The 17,347-nt window shown below is 62.1% G+C and carries 19 protein-coding genes; 12 read left to right on the top strand and 7 right to left on the bottom strand.

What is annotated here, in order from left to right:
* The first annotated feature begins 55 nt into the window (after window positions 1-55).
* Genes AC07XB_RS01800 through AC07XB_RS01770 form a run of 7 tightly spaced genes read left to right on the top strand, consistent with a single transcriptional unit; the run spans window position 56 to window position 5,758 of the window.
* The gene (locus AC07XB_RS01800) at window positions 56-814 is read left to right on the top strand and encodes an amino acid ABC transporter permease (RefSeq protein ID WP_492373691.1); all 759 of its coding nucleotides are present in this window, start codon (window positions 56-58) and stop codon (window positions 812-814) included.
* Window positions 811-1,461, top strand: a complete 651-nt coding sequence (locus AC07XB_RS01795; protein ID WP_150985829.1) for an amino acid ABC transporter permease — start codon at window positions 811-813, stop codon at window positions 1,459-1,461. Before AC07XB_RS01800 ends, AC07XB_RS01795 begins: the two co-directional genes overlap by 4 nt.
* Entirely contained in the window at window positions 1,448-2,182 is a 735-nt protein-coding gene (locus AC07XB_RS01790) for an amino acid ABC transporter ATP-binding protein (RefSeq protein ID WP_492373692.1), read from the top strand. The genes AC07XB_RS01795 and AC07XB_RS01790 overlap by 14 nt, the downstream gene beginning before the upstream one ends.
* Window positions 2,179-2,967: a sugar phosphate isomerase/epimerase family protein gene (locus AC07XB_RS01785; protein ID WP_492827213.1), complete on the top strand. Its 789-nt coding sequence runs from the start codon at window positions 2,179-2,181 to the stop codon at window positions 2,965-2,967. The genes AC07XB_RS01790 and AC07XB_RS01785 overlap by 4 nt, the downstream gene beginning before the upstream one ends.
* Window positions 2,964-3,908 carry a sugar kinase gene (locus AC07XB_RS01780; RefSeq protein WP_492827215.1) on the top strand — a complete coding sequence of 315 codons (945 nt, stop codon included), beginning with the start codon at window positions 2,964-2,966 and terminating at the stop codon, window positions 3,906-3,908. Before AC07XB_RS01785 ends, AC07XB_RS01780 begins: the two co-directional genes overlap by 4 nt.
* Window positions 3,909-3,928: 20 nt before the next feature.
* Window positions 3,929-4,906: a 2-hydroxyacid dehydrogenase gene (locus AC07XB_RS01775; RefSeq protein WP_492827217.1), complete on the top strand. Its 978-nt coding sequence runs from the start codon at window positions 3,929-3,931 to the stop codon at window positions 4,904-4,906.
* A gap of 36 nt (window positions 4,907-4,942) precedes the next feature.
* A complete protein-coding gene (locus AC07XB_RS01770; RefSeq protein WP_492373696.1) occupies window positions 4,943-5,758 on the top strand; it encodes a shikimate dehydrogenase family protein in 816 nt (271 codons plus the stop codon).
* Window positions 5,759-5,801: 43 nt separating this feature from the next.
* Here the strand turns inward: AC07XB_RS01770 and AC07XB_RS01765 are convergent, their stop codons facing one another.
* Both AC07XB_RS01765 and argH read right to left on the bottom strand, forming a co-directional pair.
* A complete protein-coding gene (locus AC07XB_RS01765) occupies window positions 5,802-6,764 on the bottom strand; it encodes a Bug family tripartite tricarboxylate transporter substrate binding protein (RefSeq protein ID WP_492827219.1) in 963 nt (320 codons plus the stop codon).
* A 31-nt stretch (window positions 6,765-6,795) separates the two neighbouring features.
* A complete protein-coding gene (gene argH / locus AC07XB_RS01760) occupies window positions 6,796-8,319 on the bottom strand; it encodes an argininosuccinate lyase (RefSeq protein WP_492827221.1) in 1,524 nt (507 codons plus the stop codon).
* A 159-nt stretch (window positions 8,320-8,478) separates the two neighbouring features.
* On the opposite strand from argH, the gene AC07XB_RS01755 reads away from it, so the two are divergent.
* A complete protein-coding gene (locus AC07XB_RS01755; protein WP_492810090.1) occupies window positions 8,479-9,372 on the top strand; it encodes a LysR substrate-binding domain-containing protein in 894 nt (297 codons plus the stop codon).
* 72 nt (window positions 9,373-9,444) lie between these two features.
* Window positions 9,445-9,582 carry a zinc-binding dehydrogenase gene (locus tag AC07XB_RS01750; protein WP_492827357.1) on the top strand — a complete coding sequence of 46 codons (138 nt, stop codon included), beginning with the start codon at window positions 9,445-9,447 and terminating at the stop codon, window positions 9,580-9,582.
* Window positions 9,583-9,726: 144 nt separating this feature from the next.
* Here the strand turns inward: AC07XB_RS01750 and AC07XB_RS01745 are convergent, their stop codons facing one another.
* The 5 genes from AC07XB_RS01745 to kbl all read right to left on the bottom strand — a co-directional run bounded on the left by AC07XB_RS01745 (window position 9,727) and on the right by kbl (window position 15,624).
* Window positions 9,727-10,215 carry a GNAT family N-acetyltransferase gene (locus AC07XB_RS01745; protein ID WP_492827223.1) on the bottom strand — a complete coding sequence of 163 codons (489 nt, stop codon included), beginning with the start codon at window positions 10,213-10,215 and terminating at the stop codon, window positions 9,727-9,729.
* Between the two features lie 563 nt (window positions 10,216-10,778).
* On the bottom strand, window positions 10,779-11,336 hold the full coding sequence (locus AC07XB_RS01740) for a sugar O-acetyltransferase (RefSeq protein WP_492373700.1): 558 nt from the start codon (window positions 11,334-11,336) through the stop codon (window positions 10,779-10,781).
* Window positions 11,337-11,557: 221 nt separating this feature from the next.
* Complete coding sequence (locus AC07XB_RS01735; protein ID WP_492373701.1) at window positions 11,558-12,976, bottom strand: amino acid permease; 1,419 nt, start codon at window positions 12,974-12,976, stop codon at window positions 11,558-11,560.
* A 474-nt stretch (window positions 12,977-13,450) separates the two neighbouring features.
* Window positions 13,451-14,425, bottom strand: coding sequence for an NAD-dependent epimerase/dehydratase family protein (locus AC07XB_RS01730; protein ID WP_492373702.1), 975 nt, complete (start codon window positions 14,423-14,425; stop codon window positions 13,451-13,453).
* Window positions 14,422-15,624 carry a glycine C-acetyltransferase gene (gene kbl / locus AC07XB_RS01725; protein WP_492373703.1) on the bottom strand — a complete coding sequence of 401 codons (1,203 nt, stop codon included), beginning with the start codon at window positions 15,622-15,624 and terminating at the stop codon, window positions 14,422-14,424. Before kbl ends, AC07XB_RS01730 begins: the two co-directional genes overlap by 4 nt.
* Before the next feature lie 88 nt (window positions 15,625-15,712).
* Between kbl and AC07XB_RS01720 the strand changes: the two genes are divergently transcribed.
* The 3 genes from AC07XB_RS01720 to AC07XB_RS01710 all read left to right on the top strand — a co-directional run bounded on the left by AC07XB_RS01720 (window position 15,713) and on the right by AC07XB_RS01710 (window position 17,265).
* The gene (locus tag AC07XB_RS01720; RefSeq protein ID WP_492373704.1) at window positions 15,713-16,309 is read left to right on the top strand and encodes a helix-turn-helix domain-containing protein; all 597 of its coding nucleotides are present in this window, start codon (window positions 15,713-15,715) and stop codon (window positions 16,307-16,309) included.
* Between the two features lie 196 nt (window positions 16,310-16,505).
* Window positions 16,506-16,820 (top strand): DUF4434 domain-containing protein, encoded by a 315-nt coding sequence (locus AC07XB_RS01715; RefSeq protein WP_492827225.1) that lies wholly within the window; start codon window positions 16,506-16,508, stop codon window positions 16,818-16,820.
* On the top strand, window positions 16,807-17,265 hold the full coding sequence (locus AC07XB_RS01710; RefSeq protein WP_492827227.1) for a DUF4434 domain-containing protein: 459 nt from the start codon (window positions 16,807-16,809) through the stop codon (window positions 17,263-17,265). The genes AC07XB_RS01715 and AC07XB_RS01710 overlap by 14 nt, the downstream gene beginning before the upstream one ends.
* The last annotated feature ends 82 nt before the right edge of the window (window positions 17,266-17,347 follow it).

Raw genomic sequence — 17,347 nt, 5'->3', positions numbered from 1 at the left:
CCCCGGCAAGCCCGACGTTGCGCGCGGGCGTCAGCCTGCGCGCCAGGAGACCCGCATGAACTATCAATTTGAATGGAGCCCGGTGCTGTCGCAGCTGGACCGCTTTGCGGACGGCGCGGCCATGACGCTGGCGCTCAGCTTCGGCTCGATCCTGCTTGGCACGCTGGTCGGTACCGCCGGCGCCATCGCGGCAGCGTTTGGCGGCCCCTGGCTCCAGCGCGCCGCCAGGGTATACGTCGAGGCGATCCGCAACACGCCCTTCCTGATCCAGCTCTTCATCATCTTCTTCGGCTTGCCTACCATCGGCCTGCAGATCGATGCCATCACCGCCGCGGTGATTGCCATGACGGTCAACCTCGGCGCCTACTCGACCGAGATCATCCGGGCCGGCTTGCAGGCGGTTCATCGCTCACAGCTCGAAGCCGCCGCCGCGCTGGGCATGACGCGCTGGCAGTTGATCCGCCACGTCGCCCTGGTGCCGGCCTTCGAGAAAGTCTATCCGGCGCTGACCAGCCAGTTCACGCTGATGATGCTGACTTCGAGCGTGGTGTCGGCGATCTCGGTGGAAGAGCTCACGGCGGTCGCCAGCCAGGTCGATTCGCAGACCTTCCGCACCTTCGAGAGCTACATCCTTGTCATGTTCATCTACATCGGGTTGGCACTGCTGTTGCGCGCCATGTTTGCCCTGATCGGCAATCTGGTGTTCAGGCGCCGCCGCGTGGTGGCGCGCGCCAGGAAGGCTGCGCGCACTGCCCGCGTTGCGCCCCTGGCGCATGCGGCGCTGACGCCAGCTGTTGCAGGGAGCGCGAAATGATCACCGAGTTCTCCTGGAATCATCTGGAAATCCTGCTCCTGGCAGCACGCTGGACGCTGTGGGTGACCTTGCTGGCCTTCGTCGGCGGCACGCTGGCCGGCTTCCTGGTGGCGCTGGGGCGGACCTCCAGAAGCGCCCTGCTGCGCCTCGCCAGCACGGTCTATATCCAGATCGTGCAAGGCACGCCGGTGCTGATCGTGCTGTTCCTGAGCTACTACGGTCTCTCCGTGCTCGGGCTCAAGCTGTCGCCGATGGTCGCGGCCATGCTGGCGATGTCGATCTACGCCAGCGCTTATCTTGGCGAGATCTGGCGGGGCTGCATCGAGGCCGTGCCGCAAGGGCAGTGGGAGGCCAGCGAGGCGCTCGCCCTCACCCGCTGGCAGCAACTGCGCCATGTCGTGCTGCCGCAGGCCGTGCGGCTGGCCCTGCCGCCCACGGTGGGCTTCTCGGTCCAGCTGGTCAAGAACACCTCGATCACTTCCATCATCGGCGTCATCGAACTCACCCGCGCCGGCCAGCTGATCAACAACGCGACCTTCCAGCCCTTCGCGGTCTTCGTCGTCGTCGCACTTATCTACTTCGCGCTTTGCTTCCCGCTTTCTTCGGCAGCCAGGCGCATGGAAAGGAGGCTCCATGCCCATCGTTGAAGCACAAGGCGTGCACAAATCCTATGGCCCCGTCGAAGTCCTGAAGGGCGTGTCGTTTGCCATCGAGCCAGGCCAGGTGGTCGCCATCATCGGCCGCAGCGGTTCCGGCAAGAGCACCATGCTGCGCTGCCTGAACGGCCTGGAAACCATCAACGCCGGCAATATCACGGTCGCCGGGCACAAGCTGGATCACGACAGGAAGCGGCTGCTCGACCTGCGCCGCGACGTAGGCATGGTGTTCCAGAGCTACAACCTCTTTCCGCACCTGACGGTGGGCGAGAACATTGCGCTGGCGCCTTCCATCGTCAAGAAGATGGCCACGGGCAAGATCGACGGCATCGTCGACCAGGTGCTGGCCCAGGTCGGCCTGCAGGACAAGAAGGACTGCTACCCCGAGCAGCTCTCGGGCGGCCAGCAGCAGCGCGTGGCCATCGCCCGTTCGCTGGCGATGGAGCCCAAGGTGATGCTGTTCGACGAAGTGACCTCCGCGCTTGATCCGGAGCTGACGGCGGAGGTGCTGCGCGTCATGGAAAACCTGGCCGCTTCCGGCATGACCATGGTGCTGGTGACGCATGAGATGGAGTTCGCGCGCCGCATGGCCCATACCACCATCTTCATGCACCAGGGCAAGGTGCACGAGGCGGGCCCGTCAAAGGCGCTGTTCGCGCAGCCACGCACACCGGAACTACAGCAATTCCTCAGCGCGGGAGCCTTGAAATGACCCAGCGGCAAGCAGGTAGTTCTTTGCAGCCGCCGGTGCTGATCTCGCTCACGGCCTATGGCGCGGACCTGGCCCAACGCGACGGGCAGGCGGCACTGGCGCGGATTGCCGCGGCGGCCGGGGCCGACGGCGTCGAATACCGCGGCGAACTCCAGCGCGGACACAAGGATGAAGTCAGGGAACAGCGCGAGGTCGCCGAACAGCACGGGCTGGCCGTGGTCTGGTCAAGCCCGGAGGGGCTCTGGAGCGAAACCGGCAGCCTCGACCTCGCCGCGCTCGACCGCGCCTTCACGACCGCGCTGGCGCTCGGTGCCGGCCGGGTCAAGATGTCGCTGGGTGGCTATCGCCAAGGCACGGCACTTGAAGGATTGCTCCCGTGGCTGCGGCACGGCGGCATCGAGCTCGTCGTGGAAAACGACCAGACCGCCAGCGCCGGCACCGTACCGCCGCTGCGCGACTTCTTCGCGCGTGCCACGGCACTCGGCAAGACGGTGCCGATGACCTTCGATATGGGCAACTGGCACTGGACGGGCGAAGATCCCCTCGACGCCGCGCAGGTCTTCGCCGCCCAGGTGGGCTACGTGCATTGCAAAGGCGTGCTGCGCACGCCTGCCAAGTGGATCGCGGTGCCGCTGGACCTATCGGCTGCGCCATGGCGCAGCGTATTGCGCCGCCTGCCCGCCGGCGTTGCGCGCGCCATTGAGTTTCCGCTGCAAGGGGAAGACCTGGTACAGGTCACGCGCAACCATGTCGAACTGCTGCATTCGGTGGAGATCCCCGCATGAGCCCCGATCTGGATGTGGTGACGCTGGGCGAGGCAATGCTGATGCTGGTGGCCGGTGAAGCCGGGCCGCTCGAAGGCGTGCAGACCTTCCACAAGCGCACCGCCGGCGCCGAGACCAATGTGGCCATCGGCCTGTCGCGCCTGGGCCTGAGGGTCGGATGGGCCAGCCGCCTCGGCGATGATTCGATGGCCCGCTACCTGCTCGGCGAAATGCGGCGCGAAGGCGTGGATTGCAGCCAGGTGGTGTGCGAGGCCGGCGAGCGCACTGGCTTCCAGTTCAAGGGACGGGTCGACGACGGCAGCGATCCGCCCGTGGAATATCACCGCCGCGGATCGGCCGCAAGCCGCATGAACCCGGGGCATCTGGACGACCGGTGGCTACGGCGCTCACGGCACCTGCACGTCACCGGCGTGTTTCCCGCGCTGGCCGAAGGCACGCAGGCCGCCACGCGCCAGGCCATCGCCACCATGCGGGCTGCCGGCCGCACGATCTCGTTCGATCCCAATCTGCGCCCCGCGTTGTGGGCCACGCCCGAGCTGATGCGCGAGACGTTGAACGATCTGGCCCAACAGTGCGACTGGGTGCTGCCCGGCATCGAGGAAGGCCGCTTCCTGACCGGCCATGCGGAGCCCGAACGCATTGCCGCCTTTTACCGTAGGCGCGGCGCCAGGCTGGTAGTCGTGAAGCTGGGCGCGGAAGGCGCCTACTTCGATGGCGATGCCGGCACCGGCCATGTTCCGGCGTTCAGCGTCGAGCGTGTCGTCGACACCGTCGGCGCAGGAGACGGCTTTGCCGTGGGCGTCATCAGCGCGCTGCTGGAAGGCCGGCCGGTGGCCGATGCCGTCCGGCGCGGCGCATGGATCGGCGCGCGGGCGGTGCAGGTCCGTGGCGATACCGAAGGCCTGCCGACCCATGCCCTGCTGGCGGCCAGCAACCTGTGAATTCACAGCAAGGATTTGCGATGCGCAAGAATGTACTGGTGTTCCGTCCCATTCCGCCCGACCTGCTCGCCCGGATCGAATTGGAGCATGACGTGATCGTCGCCGACCCGCGCCAGCCGGCGCAACGGCCGGCCTTTCGCGCCGCGCTAGCAAACGCGCACGGCCTGATCGGCTCCAGCGTCAAGCTAGGCGCGGCCGAACTGGCCGAAGCCGGCCAGCTGGAAGTGATCTCAAGCATTTCGGTGGGGGTCGACAACTATGACCTCGCCTGCCTGCGCCGGCGTGGCATTACGCTCTGCCATACGCCCGGCGTACTCACCGAAACCACCGCCGACACCGTCTTCGCGCTCATCATGGCGGCCAGCCGCCGCCTGGTCGAGCTCGCCGCCCATGTGCGCGAAGGCCGCTGGGCCGCCAATATCGGTGAAAGCCTGTTCGGCTGGGACGTGCACGGCAAGACGCTGGCGATCCTCGGTTTCGGGCGCATCGGGCAGGCGGTGGCACGCCGCGCGGCGCTTGGCTTCGGCATGGAGGTGCTTTACGTCAACGAGACCGCCGCCGAACCGCCCGATCTCGTGGGGCGCACCACCCGCACGGAACTCGATGACGCCTTGCGGCGCGCCGATATCGTCGCGGTCACGCTGCCGCTGACCGAGAGCACGCGCGGCTTGATGGGGCAGCGCGAGTTCGCACTGATGAAACCGGGTGCCATCTTTGTCAACGGCGCCCGCGGCCAGATCGTGCAGGAAGACGCGCTGCTCGCGGCACTCGACAGCGGCCACCTGCGCGCGGCCGGGCTCGACGTCTTTGCCACCGAACCGCTGCCGCAGGATTCGCCGCTGCGCTGCCATCCGCGGGTGACGGCCCTGCCCCACATCGGCTCAGCCACGCATGAAACCCGCCGCGCCATGGCGGAACTGGCCACGCGCAATCTGCTGGACGCGCTGGCCGGCCGGCCACCCGCCGCGCGCTTCGATCTGGCAGCCATCGCTGCTTAGGCAACCGTTCAATCTTCCCCGCGAGGACCATCCGCAATGCCCCGTTCCATTCCCACGCTGTGCGGCTCGATCATGGGCGAGCCTTTCACCTTCAATGTGCGTATCCACAATGCGGCCTATCGGGCGCTGGAGATCGACTACACCTTCGTCTGCTTCGGCGTGCAGGACGTGCCCGGCGCCGTGCAATCGATCCGGGCGCTGGGCGTGCGCGGCATGAATGTATCGATGCCGCACAAGCAGACCGTGATCCCCCACCTCGACCACCTCGACGAGACCGCGCGCGCCATCGGCGCGGTCAATACCATCAACAATGTCGATGGCGTGCTGACCGGCTACAACACCGATTGCATCGGCGCCGTACGCGCCTTCCAGGAGGTGACCGAGCTGCCAGGCAAGCGCATCGCGCTGCTGGGCGCCGGAGGCGCGGCGCGTGCCATGGCCTATGGATTGCGCGAGGCCGGCGCCGCCGTGACCCTATTCAACCGCACCGCGGCGCGCGGCGAGGAACTGGCCGCCTCGCTTGGCCTGCGCTTTGGCGGTGCGTTGTCCGACTTCCGGGCGGCAGACTTCGACATGCTCGCCAACGCGACGGCCGCCGGCTTTCGCGCACCCGATGTCAACCCCGTCGCCGGGCAGCTCGCCGCCCACCTGATCGTCATGGACGCTGCCTTTATCCCGGTCAGGAGCAAGCTGATCCGCGATGCCGCCGCGCTTGGCTGCCGCACCATCGACGGCACGCGCATGATGCTGCACCAGGCTTGCGCCCAGGTCGAGTTCTATACCGGCTGCGCACGCGCGCCGATCGAAGCGATGGAGGCGGCACTGCTGGAGGAGATCGCACGCCTGTCCTAGCCGCCCACCGCTCGCAACTGCCTCTGACTCACGCCGTTACCGGCTAGTCAATCTGGACCTTCGCATGCTGAATGACTTCAGTCCAACGCTTGGTGTCTTCGTTGATCAGCTTCTGGAGGTCGGCAGCCGTGCCTGGCAAAGGGCGTGCGCCCTGAGCAGCCAATTGCTGGATCGTGGACTTGTCGTTCGCAATCGAGATCACGGTGTCCTGGAGTTTCTTGATCACCTGCGGACTCGTATTAGCCGGCGCCATCAGGGCAGACCACGATTCTGTGTTCGCATCCTTGATACCCAACTCGTCGAAAGTCGGAATGTCAGGAATCGCCGGGCTTCGCTCCTTGCTCGCAATGGCTAGCACGCGAACCTTGCCCGGTTTTATATAGGGTTGCACCGTCGGAAGATTGACAAAGAGCACCTGTACCTGACCTGCCAGGAGATCCGCAGTAGCAGGGCCAGCACCTTTGTAGGGAACATGGGTGAACGCCGTGCCGGTCCTGAGCATGAACAGTTCACCGACCATGTGGTTTGCCGACCCCATCCCGGCCGATCCCATGTTCAGCTTTCCGGGATTTGCCTTGGCATACCGCAGCAATTCGGCCATATTCTTGGCAGGAGTGTTTTCTGACACCACCAACACATTCGGGACGGTAGCAAATAGCGCGACCGGCTTGAAATCTCTTGACGGCGAGAAAGGCAGGTTCTTGGATAGCAGTGGCTGAATCACTTGATTCGCCGGCGTCGCGTACAAGAGCGTATAGCCATCGGATTTCGCGCGCGCAACGTAGGCGGCTCCGATGTTCCCTCCGGCCCCGGCCCTGTTGTCGACAACAACCGGCTGCCCCAACACTTCTGACATCCGTGTGGCAAGAAGGCGCGCTGTGAGATTGACGGTGCCGCCGGGCGCGAACGGCACTACGAGATTGATTGGTTTGTCCGGGTAGGTTTCAGCGTTTGCTGCCGAAACGACACCCATGGCAAAGGCGAGAACTACAACGAACTTGGACATCGCTCGATTCCTCGGTGAATAGGCGTAGGAACTACACGCCTTGGTCGGACTCAGCGGAAACGAGCGCGCGGGTACGTCGTTCCAACAACGTTTGTGCTTCGACGAGCCGGTGACCAACCGCATCGATTGCATCTGTCTTCTCTTTGAGTGAGCGCTTTTGCTCGCCAATGTGCTGGAGGACGCCATCCGGAGCCGGCGCGCCATACGACCGGCGCGCGGCAACGTTGCGAACCGGATCCAGGCACTCGCCGATATCGTCTTCCGATAGTGAGGCCCTTCGCCCCACCTGTTCGAGCGCTGCGGCATCGATCATTTGGGCAGTAATCCCCGTAGCAGGGATTCCTTGGTCAAGCGCTTGCCGAACGACAGCGCCAATGATGTGATGCGCGTCCCGGAACGAGAGGTCGGCTTTTCGGACCAGCAGGTCAGCCAGATCGGTGACAGCCGAGAAGTCCTGCGCAGCACGGTCTGCCATGCGCAGCCGATTTGGCTCAACGCGTTCCACAAGCAGTTTCATCAGTTCGAGAGCCTTTACGGCTTCCTCGCAGCTCTCCCAGCACGTCCTCGTGCTTTCCCGGCTACTGTCGCCCGAGTGCGAAAAATGGGTAGATTTGACTGTCGTCAGTGCGGCCGACGTCAGTCCGATCAGATGGGATGTCTTCCCCCGCAGATACTCCAGAACGACCGGATTCTTCTTTTGCGGCATGATGCTGGACGTGCCGGCAATGCTGTCGGGAAACGACAGGAATCCGAACTCCGGCGTCGACCAGATGTAGAAATCCTGCACCATCCGGCTGCAAGTGATCATCATGATCGAGAGCACCGCGCTCAGTTCCAATGCGAAGTCGCGTGACGCAACCCCGTCCAGCGAGTTCGCCATGGGCCGGGAGAAGCCCAGCAGCGAACTGGTCGACGCCCGATCGATGGGGAACGAGGTGCCGGCCAAGGCACAGGCGCCAAGCGGGCAATTGTCTGTCGTTTCCAGGACGTGCATGAGGCGATCAATATCCCGGGACCAGGCATCGACCAGTCCCGACAGATAGAACCCATAGGTGATGGGCTGCGCAGCCTGCATGTGCGTGTATCCAGGCATCACATAGGTGGCGAACCTCTCCGCTTGCGCCGCCGCGGCGCCAGCGACAGCGGTCAATGCCCGACTGATGCGTAGAATGAAATCGCGCGCGCGAATCCGATCGTTGGTGGCGCCCATATCGTTGCGACTGCGTGCCGTATGCAAGCGACCACCGATGTCCTGACCTACCAGCCTAATCAGATGCGCTTCGTAGTTGAAATATGCATCTTCTCGTGCTGCGTCGAGCTCGACCGCTTCGGGGCCGTCCTCCTGCATCTTTATCAGAGCATTGGCCAGTTGAATCGACGTCTCCCGGTCGAGAATGCCTTGGTCGTTAAGCATCAACAGGTGAGAGAAATTGATTTGAGTCAGAATCGCGAAATTTTTCGCGAAGAATTCCCTGGTCGTGCGGGGCTGGAAAATGTAATCAATAACCTCTTTCGCGGGAGGTTGTTTGAGTCGACGGCTAACTTTCGATTCCATGATGGCAGCACTCTGTTAATAGGATACGACCAGTTTGGAATGAGGCGGACCATACGTCAAATCGGCGTTTCACTGCTATTCATACAAAATTGATATGATAGGATCCGGTGCACGCGGCCGGAGCGGGTCGGCCAAAATGTGTGCTTTTGAGGACCTCACATGAACTTCAAGCAAGTCGAGGCGTTCAGGGCCGTGATGAAGACGCGTTCGATGACCACGGCAGCCGGACTCCTCCACACCTCTCAGCCGAATGTCAGTAGATGGATCTCGCTCCTGGAGCAGACGGTTGGGTTCACACTATTCCAACGAATCGGGACGCGGCTGATCCCGACGGCGGAAGCGGAGGCGTTTTATGCCGACGTGGAACGCGCATTTCTCGGCCTGGAGTCTCTGGGGGAAAGCGCGGATTCGATTCGCCGCCGAGGGACCGGCTTGCTCCGCGTGGGCGCCGTAGGCTCGATTGCACACTGCGTGTTGCCCGACGCCCTTCAGATTTTCAGGGCTATATTTCCAGACATACCGATTGTGGTTAATCTGGGGCGGTCCGATGTCGTCGCAAAATGGACGGCGACTGGTTTTTGTGATGTTGGATTCTGCTCTATTATCACTGATTTACCGAGCCTGGATTTTGAACTGATCAATACCGCTCGGGGTGTGGTAATTGTCAATAGTTCACATAGGCTGGCCGCGCATGATGTCGTGTATCCACGCGATTTTGAAAATGAACACTTCATATCGCTGCCCATGGGTAGCCCAAACCGAAACCAGATAGATCGTCATTTCCCCAATGACCTCAGGCATCTTTCCATCGAGACGCCATACGCCTCGACAATTTGCACGATGGTTAGCAAGGGCCTTGGCTCGTCTATCGTAAGCCCGATAGATTCCCGAGCGCTTCGAATGCAAAATGTTACCGAGATCCCTTTTTCTGAAGTGGTTCCGTTCAATAGCTACGCCGTGACATCGGACCATTTTCCAGTGGGATTCCTGGCTAATCGGCTAACAGACTGTGTGCGCCGTAGCTTCGAGGCCCTAAGACATTCAATAGATTGATCTTGGACCCGTGGTTTTCCAAAAGGCCCCAACCGCCCCGATCCGGGGACGGTACATCGGCATGCGGATGGCATTTTCGAGGCACTCGCCCCGGGGAAAATCCATATGCCCATCGCAAGCCACTATGGCTTTGACGATGTGAAGAGGGCACATGCGCTGATCGAACAACGACAGCAGATTGGGAAGTCCGTATTATCGTTGGCTGGTTAAAGGCAGCACTGGATAGGCGCTTGCGGCGCCGAGAATCCGCGCGGGTCTCCATTGCGGCCCGCTGGTCTCCACCTGCCGAAGGTCCGGAGAGCGGCTGAGGATTCAACCGGTCGATCCACCGGTTGAATCCCCAACCCGAAGACGTCATTCGGAAGGGGCCAAACCAAGCTTCTTCACCATGGGCATGCAGGCCAGCCGAAGTCCCGAGGGGGATTGGTAGATAGACGGCTTATCACCGATGAAACCACATCGCCGGTAAAAAGCGGCCGCGTTCAACGTGGCCTCGATATTGATCTCAGTTAACTCGGCCTGGCGCGCCAGGCATTCGAGGTGGGTCACCATCTTCATACCTACGCCGCGTTGCATGAAGTCGGGGTGGACAAAGATTGCCCCCAACTCTCTCTTTTCAAGGTCGAGCATGCCTGTGGCGACGGGATCCCCCTGGATGCAGACCAGATGAAAGTGATTTTCCACCAGGTCCCTATACCACTCCGTGAGCGGTACGTCTGTCCACGCCTGGACCTGCTCCGGGCTATAGGCGGTGCCGCATTGATGTTGTATCGCCAGACGGCGAATATCGAATGCCGCCTGCGCATCGCTTCGCCTGGCTCGTCGAATCTCCAGCATTTCCATTCTCCGTTCATGGCCATCGGTTCATGGCCATCAGTGACGGAGAACTAAAAAGCCCCGTCATTGTTGGCGGGGCTTCGAGTCATACGCTGAATCCTGGATGCGTACGACTTCATGGCCCGCCGAAGGCGGTCATGGAGAAGCACATCATGTTCATCTGGCGTATGTGGGGCATCCCCGGATAATGGTGGACGCTTTGCGGATTGTCAATGTCAGGGTCCGCTCCTGGCCGATCGTGTTGAAAACCCAATCTACCCGCTGAGCAGACCGGGCCTGCCGGTTGCCAACCTCTCAGATCGGCCCGTGTTGAACGATCGTCGGTTCGGGGTTCTCCCCTCCTGAAATCTCGCCGGGAGTCGGGTCTACGGAGTGTCTCAACGCCATCGGCGGCATTCAGCCGTCGGAACGATCCCTTGAACTATACGGTTACGGTCACCCGGGTCGTCTCGACTCTCCCATGTGCAGGAATGGGGCCGAATTCGACCCACAAGGGGCAGTCGCCTTTCTCAAGAGCGGACCTTCATAACCCGGCTTCGGCGAGTAGCCGCCCCTTTGCAGATGTTCCCTTAGTCAGCAATCGAACGAATAACCCGCGCCGGATTTCCACCGACAAGAGTATTCGGAGGGACGTCCTTGGTGACTACCGATCCTGCTGCCACAACCGAGTTCTCGCCTACGGTTACGCCACCGATAATGGTCGCGCCGGCTGCGATCCAGACGTTTCTCTCAATCACGATGGGCTTTGCGATTACGCCGTTATGCCGCTGGGAAGGTTCAATGGGATGGCCAGATGTGATGATGCTCACGTTCGGCCCAATCATCACATCGTCGGCAATGTCGAGTCCGCCAAGGTCATAGAAAGTGCAATTCTGATTGACGAAGACATTGCGCCCGATACTGATATCGACCCCGCCGGTTGTGTAGAACGGTGGTATCAATAAAAAGTTGTCGTCCACCTTCTTGCCGATGAGATCGCTGAACAAGGCACGGACTGCATCCGCATCGTTGAATGTCAACCGGTTGAGAGTGGCGGTGATCGCCATCGCTCGTTTGATGTTTGCTGACATGGCCGCTGATTCCGGCGTTCTCCTGGAAATTATTTTGGTGCGCTCATCATTCGCCATTCGTTCCTTCCTTCGATAGCCAAGCGGTCGGTCTGATTGTCGACGATCTAGCCCTCTCTGTCGATCGACCGTACCTGGCCGAACCCGGAAGTTCGTCGCCGGCCAACGCTCGATCGCGCCGACTCAGCTCCGAGCTTCCGTAGTCAACTGCGGATTCAGCCGGTCGGGGTCCGGCGTTGCGCGCCGCCGCGTAGGAGCACCGGCAGCGCGCGGGACAGTGATCAAGCCGACTTTCGGACATGCCCCTCAAGCGGCGCACGCGATTTGGTGAGCCGATAGCCGATGCCGAGCAGCGCGAACCACACAGGTGCCACGTAGAGCGCCACCCGGGTACCCGGATCGAGCGACAGCAGCGCCGCAACCGCGATCATGAAGGCGACCACCAGCCAGTTGGCATAAGGCGCGCCAGGCATGCGAAAGTCCACCGCCTTGACCCGGCCGGCGGCGATTGCCTTGCGATAGCCGAGGTGGGCAATCATGATGATCGACCAGGTCCACAGCGAACCGACCAGCGAAATGCTGGTGACCCAGACGAAGACCTGCTCCGGCACGATGTAGTTGAGCAGCACGCCGATGCCCATCAGCACGGCCGAGAACGTGATGGCGGTGGACGGCACATGCTTGCTGCTGACCCTGCCGAAGGCGCGCGGCGCCTGGCCAAACTGCGCCAGCGTGTACAGCATGCGCCCGGTGCTGAAGATGCCGCTGTTGCAAGACGAGGCTGCCGCCGTGATGACGACCAGATTGACGATCGCGGCCGCCCCCGGAATGCCGATCCTCTCGAACACGTAGACGAAGGGGCTGACGCCGGGCTTCAGTTCATTCCAGGGCACCAGCGCCATCATGACGATCAGCGCGCCAACGTAGAAGATCAGGATGCGCCAGACGACGCCGTTGGTCGCATGCGGCAACACCTTCTCGGGATTCTGCGCCTCCCCCGCGGTGACACCGATCAGTTCCACGCCCTGGTAGGCGAACATGACGATCTGCAAGGTCAGCACCACGCCGAGCGTCCCGAACGGCATGAAGCCGCCATGCGTCCACAGGTTCGAGAAGCTGGCCGTCGGGCCGAGCGGTGTCACACCGAAGAAGATGATCGCCAGCCCGATCACGATCATGGCGATGATGGTCACCACCTTGATCAGCGCGAACCAGAATTCCAGCTCGCCGAATACCGCGACCGCGATGCAATTCACCAGGTACAGCACCGCCAGGGTGGCCAGCGCCGGTATCCACTGCGGCACGTCCGGGAACCAGTAGTGCACGTAGACTGCGACCGCGGTGATCTCGGCCATCCCGGTGACCACCCACATGAACCAGTACGACCAGCCGGTGGCGAAGCCGGCAAAGGGGCCGACAAACTCCTCGGCGTAGGTTGCAAAGGATCCTGTCACCGGGCGGTACAGCAGCAGCTCGCCCAGCGCGCGCATGATGAAGAAGATCGCCACGCCGCCGATGGCATAACTCAGCATCAGTCCCGGGCCGGCGATGGCGATCGCGCGCCCTGCTCCCAGAAACAGTCCGACACCGATGGCGCCGCCGATGGCAATCATCTGGATGTGCCGGTCCTTGAGCCCGCGATGGAGATCCTTCTCCTCGTGGGCCCGCTCTTCGTCGAGCAGTTTCCTTACGTCAGTCATATTGATCTCCTCTCAGACCCGCGAACGCTTGTCAGCACCCGCACGGCTCTCACCCGTGAATTGGTTCCGGCGCGCAATGACCTTCCGGATACGGGTTGCCCGGCTTCGCGCCGGTAGTGCGCCAGCATGAACCCTCCGATGTCGAAGCCGGCCCTCGCGGCCGGAAAGTCGGATTGCTGGATTTGCAGCCGTGATCATGAGTTGTCTCCTCTGGTAATCGTTATTCGGATCGATGCGGCCGGCGCTGCGCGCCTTGTCTATCGCCCGCGCGGCATCGCGCATCGTCCTGATCGCCGTCATTCCCCGACAACGCATCCCAGCGTCCGAAATCGAGGCGATCTTCTATCACTGGGTCTCGACCCTGTCAATACGTTTCCCGCGCTACCGTGCAACGACCTTCGCGCAGCCTGCTGTCATGCCGCGAGGCCGGCCGGCGCCCGGGTTCCTGGCTTTACCTGCTGCGCCAACCCGGTCTCAGCTCACGCATTCCAAGGCGCTACCCTGGTTCAGCGTTGCCAGGTTTTTCAGCATGTCGGCCACCATCTCCTTGAGGCCGAATTCAGGTCTCCAGTTCCAATCCCGCCTGGCTACCGAGTCGTCGATAGAGTCGGGCCATCCACCGGCAATTTCCTGACGGAAATCAGGCTCGTACCTGACATCGAACCCCGGGCAATGCCGCCGGATCTCGCTCGCGATATCGCCAGGCGTGAAGCTCAAGCCCGCAAGGTTGTAGCTTCCCCGCTCGGAGATGCTGGCGCCGGGCGCCTCCATCAGCTCGATGGTCGCGCGAACGGCGTCCGGCATGTACATCATTGGCAGGGCTTCATCTTTCTCCAGGAAGCAGGCATAGGGTTGCGCCCTGAGCGCCGAATGGAAGATATCGATTGCGTAGTCCGTGGTTCCGCCACCTGGAGGCGTCTTGTAGGAAATCAATCCTGGATACCGCACGCTCCGGACATCCACGCCATGGTTCTCAAAGTACCAACGGCACCATCCTTCGCCCGCCAGCTTGGAGATGCCGTAGACGGTCTTGGGCTCCATGATGGTGCTTTGGGGTGTGGCGTCCGGCGGCGTTGTCGGGCCGAATGCCGCAATCGAACTGGGCCAGAATACTTTGTCGAGCTTCTGGTGACGCGCAGCCTCCAGCACGTTCAGCAGGCCGTTCATGTTGAGTTGCCACGCCCATGTGGGCGACTTCTCTCCGGTTGCCGACAATGCGGCTGCCAAGTGATAGATCTGGGTGATCCCATGCCGCTCGATGACATCGCGGAGTTGCGCCCGATCGGTTACGTCGAGCATTTCATGCGTGAGATGCGGGTGGCGGCCGTGCGGCACCATGTCGCTCGTGACGACATTCTGCTTGCCATAGCGATCGGCCAGCGCCGACGCCAACTCTGTTCCCAATTGGCCGTTGGCGCCAATGATCAGAACCCTGGCTGGCTTTGTCATTGAATGATCCCCAGTTCCTTGCCTGCGATCTCGAACGCCTCCAACGCCTGGTCCAGCTCGGCGCTGTCGTGCAAGGCGCTGATCTGTACGCGGATGCGTGCCTGCCCCTTGGGGACCACGGGATAGAAGAAACCGATGACATAGACGCCCAGCTCCAGCAGACGCCGGGACAGTCGCTGCGCCTTTTCCGCGTCGTACACCATGACGGGAATGATGGGGTGGTCGCCGAGCTTCACGTCGAAACCCAGCGTGCCGAGCTTGCCGCGGAAGTACCGCGCATTGCGCTCGAGCTTGTCTCGCAACGTGGTATCGGCTTCGAGCAGGTCGAGCACCTTGAGTGTCGCCCCCACGATGCACGGCGCCACCGTGTTCGAGAAAAGATAAGGCCGGGAGCGCTGGCGCAGCAACGCCACGACTTCTTTTCGCCCACTCGTAAAGCCACCCGAGGCGCCGCCAAGCGCTTTGCCGAGCGTTCCGGTGATGATGTCGACCTTTCCGAAGATCCCACGGTGTTCGTGAGAGCCGCGGCCGCGCTGCCCAAGGAAGCCGGTGGCATGGCACTCGTCAATCCCGAGGAGCGCCCCGAACTCGTCGCAGATCTCGCGGATCTCGTCGAGCCGGGCAATCGTGCCATCCATCGAGAATACGCCATCGGTAAAGACGAGCTTGAAACGTGCGCCTGCGGCATCGGCCGCCTTCAACTGCTCGCGAAGATCCTCAAGGTCATTGTTCTTGTAGCGGAAACGCTTGGCTTTACAGAGCCGGATGCCATCGATGATGGACGCGTGGTTCAGTTCGTCGCTGATGACAGCGTCGTGCGGACCAAGGAGCGTCTCGAACAGCCCCCCGTTCGCGTCGAAGGCCGAGCCGTAGAGGATCGTGTCCTCGGTGCCGAGAAAGCTCGCGAGACGCGCCTCGAGCGCCTTGTGCAGGTCTTGCGTACCACAAATGAACCGAACGGAGCTCAAGCCAAAACCACGCTCGCCGAGCGCGCGATGCGCAGCCTCCACGACCTCCGGATGGGACGAGAGGCCCAGATAGTTGTTAGCGCACAGGTTGATGACTTCCTTCCCATCGGTAGTCCTGATAAGGCTGCCCTGGGGAGAGGCGATGACACGCTCGGTCTTGAACAGACCGGCTTGTTCAATGGACTCGAGCTCCTGGCGGATGGCTGCGTAGAATGCGTCTGTTGTCGGCACAGCGGTGCTCCTGTAAACTGAGGATGATCGATAAACCGAACGTGTTCTGTATATCGAACGTTCTGTTCACTTTACAGGATCTCATTTCATGGCACAAGTCCCCCCGGCGGAGGCGTTCGCAGAAGGCCCCCCCGTCATTGGAGCCAGGCTGCAATTGCTTCGCCAGGCACGCAAGCTCTCTCTCGACGAGCTTTCCCGGCGTGCTGGCGTATCCAAATCGATGCTTTCGCAGGTTGAGCGGAATCTCGCCAATCCCACGGTAGCGGTCTTGTGGCGATTGGCGAACGCCTTGGGGATTGGCCTGGCCGAGTTCCTCTCCGGCGGGCAGGCCGACAAACCGACACCAACCGTAACGGTCATTCCTGCCCACTCGATCCCGGTGATCAGAAGCCCGGATGGCAAATGCGAGTTGAAGATTCTCGGCCCGGTGGACCTTGCGAGCCGGGTGGAATGGTATGAGCTGTCGATCCATCCTGGCGGCGTACTCGCATCCGAGCCGCATGAGAGTGGTTCGAAGGAACATCTGTCCGTAATGAGCGGCTGCGTCACCGTTCAATCCGGCCCCAGTGAGAAGAAAGTCCGGCACGGCGAGTCCGCGCGCTATCCGGCGGATGTTCAGCATGCCATTTCGAATCCTGGAAAAACCATGGCCACGGCATTGCTGGTCGTTGAGTACGCCCAATGACAGCCGTTCATCGGAAGTCGACAGGATCACGCTAGCCACATTGATCAGTGCACCGCCTCGACGAAGAACAGCAGCGGTGAGCGTGATCGCGCCGGGGCTAGCACGGCCGGCACAGCGCACTACGCGCTCAACGGCTGCACGTAGCCCTGCACCGAATGCCGGAATGCCCTTGGCGTGAGGTTGAACTGCTCGCGAAATGCGGTGGCAAAGTTTGCCGCGCTGGAGAAGCCGACTCGGGCAGGCGGAATGGCACCAGCGCCTGAAGGCCGTGCGCGCCCTGGGCTGCGGCGAGATCGTGATCCAGTGGGCCGCGGTGGATGGCGAGCAGCCCTGGCAAATCCTCGAGGCGCTGCTGGACTTCCTGTTCGACGATAGCGGCCAGCTCGGCCTGGGCATCCGGCTCGGACTGCCCTACGATGAGCGCTGGTGGCAAGCACTGGGCGCGCCCGACGCCACCACGCTGCCGCGCTTTCTCGCCCAGATTCGCGCACGCGAGCGTGGCCTATGCTGAGCAGGCAAAAAGGCCGAGGCGGAGCAGTTTCAGCGGCTGGTACATTCCCTACGAACTGGAGCAGCACAACTGGGGCACGCCGCAGCGGCAAGCCCTGTTGGTGCCCTGGCTGCAATCCATCGCCTCCGCCACATCGGCAGGCCTCACCCCGCAGCCGGCCATTTCCACCTACTACAGTCGCTTGCCCTCTTCCGGCACGCTGGAGGAGCTATGGGCCGTCATACTCGACCAGGTGGTGATTCGCCCAATGATCCAGGACGGCGTCGGGGTCAACGGCCTGGACAACTACCAGGCGCTAGCGCCGTTGCTCGCCCTGCTGCGCACCCGCGAGACATCGTTCGACCTCATCGTGGAGTTGTTCCAGGAACTGCCTTCCCAGGACGCCACCACCTTCAAAGCTCAAGCAAAGCAACTTCTGGAAGCCTGGCGCGAACTCAGTGAATAGGCACCGATGGTGCAAAAATCAGCCTTGGGCTTAAATCAAACCGACTGGCTTTGCGCAGTGCGACTGTGGAAAATCCTGTCTG

It is taken from the genome of Cupriavidus sp. GW821-FHT02F09 (assembly GCF_059421605.1).
The sequence above is the reverse complement of the archived record's forward strand: the minus strand, read 5'-3'. Positions and strand labels throughout refer to the sequence as shown.

What these genes read in the sequence shown, in the direction of transcription:
- AC07XB_RS01800 (WP_492373691.1), top strand. Translation starts at nt 56, where the DNA reads ATGAACTATCAATTTGAATGGAGCCCGGTGCTGTCGCAGCTGGACCGC.
- AC07XB_RS01775 (WP_492827217.1), top strand. Translation starts at nt 3,929, where the DNA reads ATGCGCAAGAATGTACTGGTGTTCCGTCCCATTCCGCCCGACCTGCTC.
- AC07XB_RS01790 (WP_492373692.1), top strand. Translation starts at nt 1,448, where the DNA reads ATGCCCATCGTTGAAGCACAAGGCGTGCACAAATCCTATGGCCCCGTC.
- AC07XB_RS01745 (WP_492827223.1), bottom strand. Translation starts at nt 10,215, where the DNA reads ATGGAAATGCTGGAGATTCGACGAGCCAGGCGAAGCGATGCGCAGGCG.
- AC07XB_RS01735 (WP_492373701.1), bottom strand. Translation starts at nt 12,976, where the DNA reads ATGACTGACGTAAGGAAACTGCTCGACGAAGAGCGGGCCCACGAGGAG.
- AC07XB_RS01740 (WP_492373700.1), bottom strand. Translation starts at nt 11,336, where the DNA reads ATGGCGAATGATGAGCGCACCAAAATAATTTCCAGGAGAACGCCGGAA.
- AC07XB_RS01730 (WP_492373702.1), bottom strand. Translation starts at nt 14,425, where the DNA reads ATGACAAAGCCAGCCAGGGTTCTGATCATTGGCGCCAACGGCCAATTG.
- AC07XB_RS01770 (WP_492373696.1), top strand. Translation starts at nt 4,943, where the DNA reads ATGCCCCGTTCCATTCCCACGCTGTGCGGCTCGATCATGGGCGAGCCT.
- AC07XB_RS01765 (WP_492827219.1), bottom strand. Translation starts at nt 6,764, where the DNA reads ATGTCCAAGTTCGTTGTAGTTCTCGCCTTTGCCATGGGTGTCGTTTCG.
- AC07XB_RS01780 (WP_492827215.1), top strand. Translation starts at nt 2,964, where the DNA reads ATGAGCCCCGATCTGGATGTGGTGACGCTGGGCGAGGCAATGCTGATG.
- AC07XB_RS01795 (WP_150985829.1), top strand. Translation starts at nt 811, where the DNA reads ATGATCACCGAGTTCTCCTGGAATCATCTGGAAATCCTGCTCCTGGCA.
- argH (WP_492827221.1), bottom strand. Translation starts at nt 8,319, where the DNA reads ATGGAATCGAAAGTTAGCCGTCGACTCAAACAACCTCCCGCGAAAGAG.
- AC07XB_RS01715 (WP_492827225.1), top strand. Translation starts at nt 16,506, where the DNA reads ATGCGGTGGCAAAGTTTGCCGCGCTGGAGAAGCCGACTCGGGCAGGCG.
- AC07XB_RS01785 (WP_492827213.1), top strand. Translation starts at nt 2,179, where the DNA reads ATGACCCAGCGGCAAGCAGGTAGTTCTTTGCAGCCGCCGGTGCTGATC.
- AC07XB_RS01720 (WP_492373704.1), top strand. Translation starts at nt 15,713, where the DNA reads ATGGCACAAGTCCCCCCGGCGGAGGCGTTCGCAGAAGGCCCCCCCGTC.
- AC07XB_RS01755 (WP_492810090.1), top strand. Translation starts at nt 8,479, where the DNA reads ATGAACTTCAAGCAAGTCGAGGCGTTCAGGGCCGTGATGAAGACGCGT.